The 2163-nt window shown below is 63.7% G+C and carries 1 protein-coding gene; it reads left to right on the forward strand.

Features of this window, described 5'->3' with window-relative positions; translation table 11 throughout:
• Positions 1–2163, forward strand: a 2163-nt coding sequence (locus CG471_RS29670; RefSeq protein WP_099234650.1) for a Tn3 family transposase, incomplete at both ends; no start/stop codon positions are given.

Here is a 2163-nt window from a genome sequence, read left to right on the forward strand (position 1 = left end):
TCGAGGTTGGCGCAAATTCAGCAGCCGCTAACCGGCTGATGGATCGACTGGAATATCTTCAAAGGTTCGATCTTCCGGCGGATTTGCTGGACGGCGTGCCGGCGCATCGTGTGACCCGGCTTCGCCGGCAGGGCGAGCGCTATTACGCCGACGGCATGCGTGATCTGCCCGAAGACAGGCGGCTTGCGATCCTCGCTGTCTGCACCCTGGAATGGCGGTCATCGCTGGCCGATGTCATCGTGGAGACCCACGATCGCATCGTAGGCCGTCTCTATCGGGCCTCCGAACGCCTTTGCAACACCAGGATCGCCGACGAAAAGGCGGCCGTTCGGGACACGCTGAAGTCCTTTGCCGAAATCGGTGGTGCTTTGCTTGGAGCGCAGGACGATGGCACGGCCCTGGACGGGATAATCGCCACCGGGCCTGGCTGGGAACGGTTCAGAACCCTTGTCGCCACGGCCTCCGCGCTGACCAACGTGCTCGCGGCCGACCCGCTCAGCCGTGTGCTGGACGGCTATCACCGTTTCCGCCTCTACGCGCCCAGGATGCTGCGCCTGCTCGACATGCAGGCGGCGCCGATCGCCACGCCTCTTCTGGCGGCCGTTGCGATGCTGCGTAACGGGATTAAGGTCGATCCGCCGGTGGATTTTCTACGTCCCAACTCGAAATGGCATCGTCATCTTCGCGCTGAGCCCAGCGGCGACCACCGGCTTTGGGAAATCGCGGTGCTGTTCCACATCCGCGACGCCTTCCGGTCCGGTGACATATGGTTGGCGGGATCGCGCCGCTATGGCGACCTCAAGCAGCTTCTGGTCCCGCCACAGGCGATAGAGCAGACCGCGCGGCTCGCCGTGCCGCTGCGACCCGGCGAATGGCTGGCCGAGCGCAGGGCTCGACTGGATACACGGCTGAAGGAGTTTGGCCGCGCGGCGCGAACCGGCACGATCCCAGGCGGCATCATCGAGAACGGCAAGCTGCACATCGACAAGCTGAGGGCCGACACGCCCGAAGGGGCCGAGGATCTCGTGCTCGATCTCTATCAACAGCTCCCGCCCGCGAGGATCACCGATCTGTTGCTGGAAGTCGATGAGCGAACCGGATTTTCCGAGGCGTTCACGCATCTGCGCACCGGCGCGCCCTGCAGCGACCGGATCGGCCTGATGAACGTGTTGCTGGCGGAAGGCGTCAATCTCGGTTTGCGCAAGATGGCGGCGGCGACCAACACGCACAGCTTCTGGGAATTGCTGCGGATCGCGCGCTGGCATGTCGAAGGCAGCGCCTATGATCGGGCGCTCGCCATGATCGTGGAGGCCCACGCCGCCCTGCCCATGGCCGCCTTCTGGGGACAAGGGCAATCGGCATCCAGCGACGGGCAGTTCTTCCTTGCTACCGAGCAGGGCGAGGCGATGAATCTGATCAACGCGAAATATGGCAACGTCCCGGGCCTCAAGGGATACAGCCATGTGTCCGATCAATATGCGCCGTTCGCAACCCAGGTGATCCCGGCAACGGTCAGCGAGGCTCCCTATATCCTGGACGGGCTGCTCATGAATGACGCGGGCCGCCGCGTTCGCCAGCATTTTGCCGACACGGGCGGCTTCACCGATCATGTGTTCGCCGCCTGCGCCTTGCTCGGCTACAGGTTCGCCCCCCGTATCCGCGATCTCCCTCAGAAAAGACTCTATGCCTTCACGCCCAACGCGACGCCGGCCAATGTGCGAGCGCTGGTCGGAGGTAAGATCAATGAACCGCTCATCGAGCGCAACTGGCCCGACATCCTGCGCATCATGGCGACGATCGCAGCGGGGATCGTCGCCCCCAGCCAGATTCTTCGCAAGCTCGCCTCTTACCCGCGCCAGAATGAGCTGGCCCTCGCATTGCGAGAGGTGGGCCGCATCGAGCGAACCCTGTTCATGATCGACTGGATTCTTGATGCCGGCCTCCAGCGCCAGGCTCAGATCGGCCTCAACAAGGGTGAGGCCCACCACGCCCTAAAGCGCGCCATCAGCTTCCACCGCCGAGGTGAAATCCGGGATCGATCCGGCGAAGGCCAGCACTATCGCATCGCCGGAATGAACCTGCTCGCCGCCATCATCATATTCTGGAACACCATGAAGCTCGGCGAGGTCGTCAATACCCGGGCCGCCAGCGGTACCCATATCG

This window comes from Sphingobium sp. IP1, assembly GCF_002708645.1.
Taxonomy (GTDB): domain Bacteria; phylum Pseudomonadota; class Alphaproteobacteria; order Sphingomonadales; family Sphingomonadaceae; genus Sphingobium; species Sphingobium yanoikuyae.